General features: G+C 39.3%; 5 protein-coding genes. All 5 read left to right on the top strand.

Going from position 1 to position 6934, the window contains the following annotated elements; all coding sequences use genetic code 11:
- The coding region (locus IM509_RS14760) for a DUF3782 domain-containing protein (protein WP_287717099.1) at nucleotides 1-526 on the top strand (526 nt) is incomplete at its 5' end.
- Between the two features lie 88 nt (nucleotides 527-614).
- Entirely contained in the window at nucleotides 615-974 is a 360-nt protein-coding gene (locus tag IM509_RS14755; RefSeq protein WP_123229902.1) for a CU044_2847 family protein, read from the top strand.
- A gap of 17 nt (nucleotides 975-991) precedes the next feature.
- Nucleotides 992-2968 carry a VMAP-C domain-containing protein gene (locus IM509_RS14750; RefSeq protein WP_185237468.1) on the top strand — a complete coding sequence of 659 codons (1977 nt, stop codon included), beginning with the start codon at nucleotides 992-994 and terminating at the stop codon, nucleotides 2966-2968.
- Between the two features lie 8 nt (nucleotides 2969-2976).
- Nucleotides 2977-3996, top strand: a complete 1020-nt coding sequence (locus tag IM509_RS14745; protein ID WP_185237467.1) for an AAA family ATPase — start codon at nucleotides 2977-2979, stop codon at nucleotides 3994-3996.
- Nucleotides 3989-6643: a formylglycine-generating enzyme family protein gene (locus IM509_RS14740; protein ID WP_185237466.1), complete on the top strand. Its 2655-nt coding sequence runs from the start codon at nucleotides 3989-3991 to the stop codon at nucleotides 6641-6643. Before IM509_RS14745 ends, IM509_RS14740 begins: the two co-directional genes overlap by 8 nt.
- Nucleotides 6644-6934: the final 291 nt, after the last annotated feature.

Raw genomic sequence — 6934 nt, 5'->3', positions numbered from 1 at the left:
GCGCCAAGCTGCCGAAGCGAAATTAGAAAGCGATCGCCGGTCTGCTGAAGCCGAGCGCTCGATGGCAGAACTGAAACGCACCGTAGAACGAACCAGCAAAGCGGTAGATAGTCTCACCACTCGCTGGGGTCGATTTGTGGAAGAATTGGTAGAACCGGCGGTTTTACGGCTTTTTCAGGAGAAAGGCATTGATATTAAGGAAGTTTATCCCCGCGCCAGAGTCAAACGTCAGGGTATCGCCATGGAAATTGATATCCTAGGGGTGGATGATACCGATCTTGTGGTGGTGGAATGTAAATCGAGATTATCTCAAGATGATGTGGATGAATTTATTGAAAAATTGACTCGTTTTAAAATCGCTTTTCCCCATTACAAAAACTATCGAGCTTACGGTGCAGTGGCAGGAATTGAAATTAACAAAGGTGTAGATCGCTATGCTTATAAAAAAGGTTTATTTGTGATTAAACCCTCTGGGGATACGGTGGCAATTATTAATGATGCTGACTTTCAACCGAACACTTGGTAAAGAGATATAATTAGGCAGGAGAGCAAAAAGATGGAGTTGTGATTGATTAAGTCTGGGCAACCGCAATAAAATAAACAGGAGAATTTTTATGAGTCCTTTAGTGGAATTTACCTCAGAGGAGGGGACTATTTACATCGAGGTGGATGAAAAGTTACCCTTACCCAAACCGAAACCAGAAGATGAACTTATTAGTCTAACAGATGAAATAGCTGTTAAAGCCGCTCAATCTTTTGAAGACGCATTAAATGGCATAAAACCGGTGGCAAATGCCATAATTAATAAGGTCAAAAGTTTGAATGAACCGGCCGATCAGGTAGAGGTAAAATTCGGTATAAAAATGACTGTTGGGCTAGGGGCTATTATTGCATCTGGAAGTGCCGATGTTAATTATGAAATTACCCTAAAATGGGATAACAAGGAGAAAAATAAGCAATCATCTACTCAATGAGGACGTAGATAAAAATAATGGTTGCATCTCTAGAATTTTCTGTGGTCAGAATTTATAAGCAACGAAACAAGAAAGATGATAAAATAGAAATTGTTGGGGCAGGATTTCTAATATCATCAGAATACTTGATTACCTGCGCTCATGTTGTTAATGAATCTTTAGGATTAGATGTAAAATCTCCTGAGAAACCTACTGACATTATTGAATGTGATTTTCCTATCATTGCATCGGGTACATCTTTAGAAACAACCGTAGAGGTTTGGCATCCAGTTAAATTTAACAGCCATGATCCGCAAGATATTGCTATCTTAAGATTAAAATATTCAGTTCCTTCACAAGCTCAACCAGTTTCTTTAATTACCTCTGAAATAGGAGATTTATCTGATCATAATTATAAAGCTTATGGTTTTTCCAGAAACGAAGGTGTCTGGTCTGATGGTAAGATAATAGGTCATATTGCTAACAACAAAATTCAGATAGAAGATACTAAAAGCACAGGATATGCTGTAGAAGGTGGGTTTAGTGGGACAGCTATCTGGGATGAGCAATTGGGGGGAGTAGTGGGGATGGCAGTAATGGCTGATAAGGAAAAAATGTTTGCAAAATCTGCATTTTTTATTCCTACTAATGTTCTTTTAAAAGCTTGGAAGAAGTTGCTAGATATAGCACAAATAGCAGGAAAAATTCCTGAGATTATCTCCTCGATTAGATGTATATTTGAAAACAAGAGTTATCAAGATCAACTTAATACAGCTTATGAAAATTTAGTAATTGAAGTGAGGGATCATTTAGTGGATTTACCTAGAGTAATTCCTTCCTCTTGGTCTGATTTTATAGAAATAATCTATCAATTAGATGAAAGATATTTGACCTATGCTTCTCAATCAAAATTTTCTTGGTTAGAAATATTTATTGGCTATTTAATCATTCAGTTAAACTTAACAGATGCTCTGGCAAAGTTATTAAAAGAATGGCTAAAAAAATATCAAACCAAATGGGAAGTTTTAATCAATACTTTAGAAAATAATCTTAATCATCGCTCACAAAATATCGCTCAAAAATCAACAGACAAAAATCCCTGCTTATTTGTTACCCTTACAGAGGAAAACAAATCTTTAATGCTGAGAGCTTGGATTGTTAAAGATATCAACAATTATCATCCCACAGAAAAAGAACCTCAAAAACGTGGAGAATATCAATCTTTAACACCCAATGAAGGAATAAGTCTGGGTAATCATCTCCAAGAAAATGAATTGATTAATCACCTAAAAAAATTTAAACGAGAATCAGAAAATATCTGTCAATCTTCCCTAGAAAAAGTTCAATTTTTTCTTCCCTATAGATTTATTGAAAAAGAGATTAAACCGATTGATTTATTTTCAATTGATGAAGTGGCAACAGCTACAGGCTGCGATCCTCATCATTGGGGAGTCGATCATGAGATAATCATGAGATTTTCAGAACGAATAACAGCCGAAAATATCAACAATCAACAAACCTATTTATGGATCAAAAAATGCCAACTTTTTCGGAATATACAGCAACAAAATCTGACCCAAATCTTAAAGTGTGAGGAAGAAATCCAAAAACTGATCGAATCAAACAATCAGCAAATAGTTATTTTAAAAAAACCTCTGGCAAATAATGACCATCCGAATAAAATACTCAAATATCATAAATTTAATAATGTTATCGGTTCAAGGTTAACTAATCTCAGTCAAGAAAACTCCTTAGAGTTAAAAAATATTCTAGCCATTTTATACGAGACTGGAATCCCTTTATCTCTGTGGATACGACCCGATGCTAACCAAGAACTTAACTGTCAGGAAAAATTAGACCCTATCTGTCAATGTCCACTAGAGAAATTACCAGAAATAATTAAAAATAGACGTTCTGCGGCTTGGTTAGAAGATAATCATATTGGGAATCATTTATCATTACTTTGGGATGACTACCAGCTTGTTCCCCCCAACTATCCACTTTTAATGCCATAAATTGAACTATGAAAGACTGGAAAAAATTTACAGGAAATCAAGAACCCACAGACGCTTGGACATTACCAGACCCCCCCAGCTGGCGACCTTTTGGCAAAGAAAAGCAACCGGGAGAAAGTCGTCGTAAGCATCGGGGAGAAACCTTTCTAGTGCGCGAAGAAGAAATTAAAATGGTCAATGCAGCCTTGTATTTACGGCGACCTTTATTAGTAACTGGCAAACCCGGAACGGGAAAGTCATCTCTTGCCTATAAAGTCGCCCAGGAATTAAAATTAGGAGAAGTATTATACTGGCCGATTACCACCCATACTACCCTAAAAGACGGACTTTATAACTATGATGCGATCGGTCGGTTACAGGAAGTTAAATTACTGGAACGGCAGCAAAAAGAATTAACCCCAGAAGAACGAAAAGACCAATTAAAACAGATTGAAAAATATATTACCCTTGGAGCCTTGGGAACCGCACTATTAGAGTCGGAAAAGCCAAGAGTACTGTTAATTGATGAAATTGATAAGAGTGATATCGATTTACCCAATGATTTACTCACCTTATTTGAAGAAGGACGCTTTGAAATCCCCGAATTAGTTAGGCTAAAAGAAGAAGTCCCAAGGGTTGAAGTCCGCACTGCTTATACCGATACAACCGACATTACCCAGAAAGATATAAAAACACCTATAAATGATGGTTTAGTTATCTGTAAGGCTTTTCCTTTTGTGATTTTAACTAGCAATGGAGAACGAGACTTTCCCCCACCTTTTTTGCGTCGTTGTCTCCGTTTAACTATGAAAGAACCGGAAAAACCCGACTTAATTAAAATAATTGAGGCACATTTAGAAGAAACAATTGCTAATAATCCAGACATCGATAAACTTATTGATAACTTCATTCAAAAGCGCAATTCACAAACCCTAGCCACGGATCAATTACTTAATGCTATTTTTATGGTCAAAAAAGGAGCTATACCAACTGAAGATGACCTGATTAATCAACTTTTGAAAGATTTGGGGAGGGTAGAAGATGAGTGAATCCCCATCCAATTCATCAATTAAAAAACTATTAGATTATCTAGAGCAAACAGGATTACTTGAACAGTTACAACTCAGTGATGAAGATGTAGCTGATAGTATCTGGTTGGCCTTACAAATGGGTGTTGAAGACTTGCAATTACCGCCAATATTTCCAGAAAATAAACAGCCAATAGATTCATCAACTTCTAATCAAATAGAGGAAAATTTAGAGGAGATTCCAGAAGATAACCTATCAAAATCTCAGCCAAATGTCGATATTATTACCGAAGAATCTCTCCCCAAAGAAATAGAAAAAACTACCCCAATCCAAGACTTTCCTTTTCAAGTTCCTGCTGCCGCTGCACTACAGACAGCACTCTTTATTAGTCGCGCTTTGCGTCCTTTCATGGGAAAAGTTCCCTCAGCAACTAAAACGATTTTAGATGAAGAAGCAACCGCTTCTTTTATTGCAGAAAGGGATATTTGGCTACCCGTGACTAAACCCCAACCGGAACGCTGGTTAACCCTCGAATTAGTAGTAGAAGAATCTAGATCCTCTTTCATTTGGCGAGAATTAATTAATGAGTTACAAAATCTCTTAGAAAATCAAGGAGCATTTAAAACCGTCAGAGTTTGGCAACTATCAACCTCAAATAATCAAGAATTACAGTTAGTAAGACGCAGAAAAAAAGGTAAACCGGGACAACGTTATCACCCCCATAAAGAACTTATTCATCCCAGGGGACGGGGATTAGTTTTGCTAGTAAGTGATTGTGTCTCTCCTCTCTGGCAAAAAGCCTTAATTCATCCTTGGTTAAAAGATTGGTCAGAAAAACAACCCACCGCTATTCTGCAACTTTTCCCCGAAAGATTATGGAATAGTACCCAACTAGGACGAGGACGTAAACTCTTCACCACTGCTTTAACTGCTGGTGTTCCCAATCCGAAATTAATCTTAAAAAATTATCCCCAATGGCTACCGATTAACTGGCAAAATACCCTTCTTATTCCCGTAATCACTTTGGAAACAGAAGTCCTCAAACAATGGGCAAAAGTTGTCGCTGGTTCAGGTAATGCTCAGATTTCTGCCTTTTTATTTGATTTAGAATTTATTCAACAACAAATTATCGAAATTCCCCCTATATCCAGAGAGGAAAATAAGCAAGACAGCGAAGATAAAAACAGCATTAAAAATAAGGCCGAGGCAATGGTCGAGCGATTTTTTGCCACCGCGTCAGAACCGGCCAAAAAACTAGCAAAAATGATGGCAGCTGCCCCGGTAAGTATGCAGGTGGTCAATCTTATTCGTAAAACTCTTTTAAACGAAGTGCGTCCCGTTCATGTGGCAGAATTTTATATGGGAGGTTTATTAAAACCGATTGTAGAAAATGAAGAAGGACAGTATCGAGTCTATGACTTTTTACCCGGGGTACGTCAAGTCTTAAATGATGCTATCGGTAGGCGACAAACTATCAAGGTACTCGATGCTATTTCCCAATATATTGCTGGGGAAATTAAAAGTCCTATCCGCAGTTTTGCCGCTTTATTAACCCTATTACCCACCTATCCCCGAGAACAAAGAGAAAAAATTCTTCCCTTCGCTCAAGTCAGCATCGAAGTCTTACGCAATCTGGGGGGAGAATACGCAGAATTTGCCGAAGAAATCGCCGTTAATATCTCCAATCCCCTTCCAATCCCTCAATCCTCGCCACCTCCCTTAAAAACCTCTATCTTTGACGTTGCCACCATCGAAATCCTAGAAACCCGTACCTTTGAATTTACCCTGGCAACCATAGAACGTCAGTCTCAAAGTCGTTTTGAACCAGAAAAATGGGTAATCAAAAAGGAAAAAAGGCAAGCAGAAGGCATTGTCGAAAAACTAGCCGAGGGAGTCGAATTGGAATTGATGGAAATCCCCGGCGGCACATTTATGATGGGAACTGAAGACAAGGAAATCAAAAGACTGGTGAAAAAATTTGGTCGGGATGGATTTAGACGAGAAAAACCCTCACACCGAGTAACCGTTTCCTCTTTCTACATGGGACGTTATCCTATCACCCAAGCTCAGTGGCAAGCTATCGCCGCAACCGCTAAAATAGCCATCGACCTAGAGACAAACCCTTCTCACTTTAAAGGGGATGAGCTACCCGTAGAAAGAGTCAACTGGTATCAAGCAACAGAATTCTGTAAACGACTATCAAGGGAAACAAAACGGGAGTATCGGCTACCGAGTGAGGCAGAATGGGAATATGCCTGTAGAGCGGGGACAACAACCGCCTTTCACTTTGGGGAAACGATAACGGCAGATTTAGCTAACTATCGAGCTACTGAAACCTATGCCGATGAACCTAAAGGAGAATATCGAGATAAAACAACCCCAGTGGGCTATTTTCAGGTAGCTAATGCCTTTGGGTTGTACGATATGCACGGCAATGTCTGGGAATGGTGTGCCGATACCCGGCACAATAATTATTATGGCGCACCGACGGATGGCAGTGCTTGGATAGAAAATGGGAAGGATAATCGTTCTCCATTGCGGGGCGGTTCTTGGTACTACGATCCCTATTACTGCCGTTCCGCTTACCGCCACTACTACTTCCGCCGCGTCGACGACTTCGGCAACGACGGTTTTCGGGTGGTGTGCGGTGCTGGGGGGACTTTATAACCGTTTTTCTCTTTTTTTCCCGCCCAAAGGCCGGTCGATTTTGTAGGGGCGAACTGCGGTCAGTGAGTTTATCGAACTGTGGTCATCCCGGATTAATATTGAATTAAGCAAAAAATTAAATTTTGTTCATTTATAGAACTTAAGTAGGGCTTGCTGAAAAAGTACGGGCGAAGCATTCGGATAGAAAATCTCCGGTTTCACCGATAGGTTATTGCCCGAATGCTTCGCCCCTACAGGACGCGGGCCGATGAAGACGCGAGGTTTTGAACGACGATTCTCTCAAAATCTTGC

It is taken from the genome of Microcystis sp. M31BS1, assembly GCF_020245285.1.
In the GTDB taxonomy this organism is placed as follows: domain Bacteria; phylum Cyanobacteriota; class Cyanobacteriia; order Cyanobacteriales; family Microcystaceae; genus Microcystis; species Microcystis panniformis.
The sequence above is the reverse complement of the archived record's forward strand: the minus strand, read 5'-3'. Positions and strand labels throughout refer to the sequence as shown.

Coding starts and splice junctions, on each gene's coding strand:
- IM509_RS14755 (WP_123229902.1), top strand. CDS start 615: ATGAGTCCTTTAGTGGAATTTACCTCAGAGGAGGGGACTATTTACATC.
- IM509_RS14745 (WP_185237467.1), top strand. CDS start 2,977: ATGAAAGACTGGAAAAAATTTACAGGAAATCAAGAACCCACAGACGCT.
- IM509_RS14750 (WP_185237468.1), top strand. CDS start 992: ATGGTTGCATCTCTAGAATTTTCTGTGGTCAGAATTTATAAGCAACGA.
- IM509_RS14740 (WP_185237466.1), top strand. CDS start 3,989: ATGAGTGAATCCCCATCCAATTCATCAATTAAAAAACTATTAGATTAT.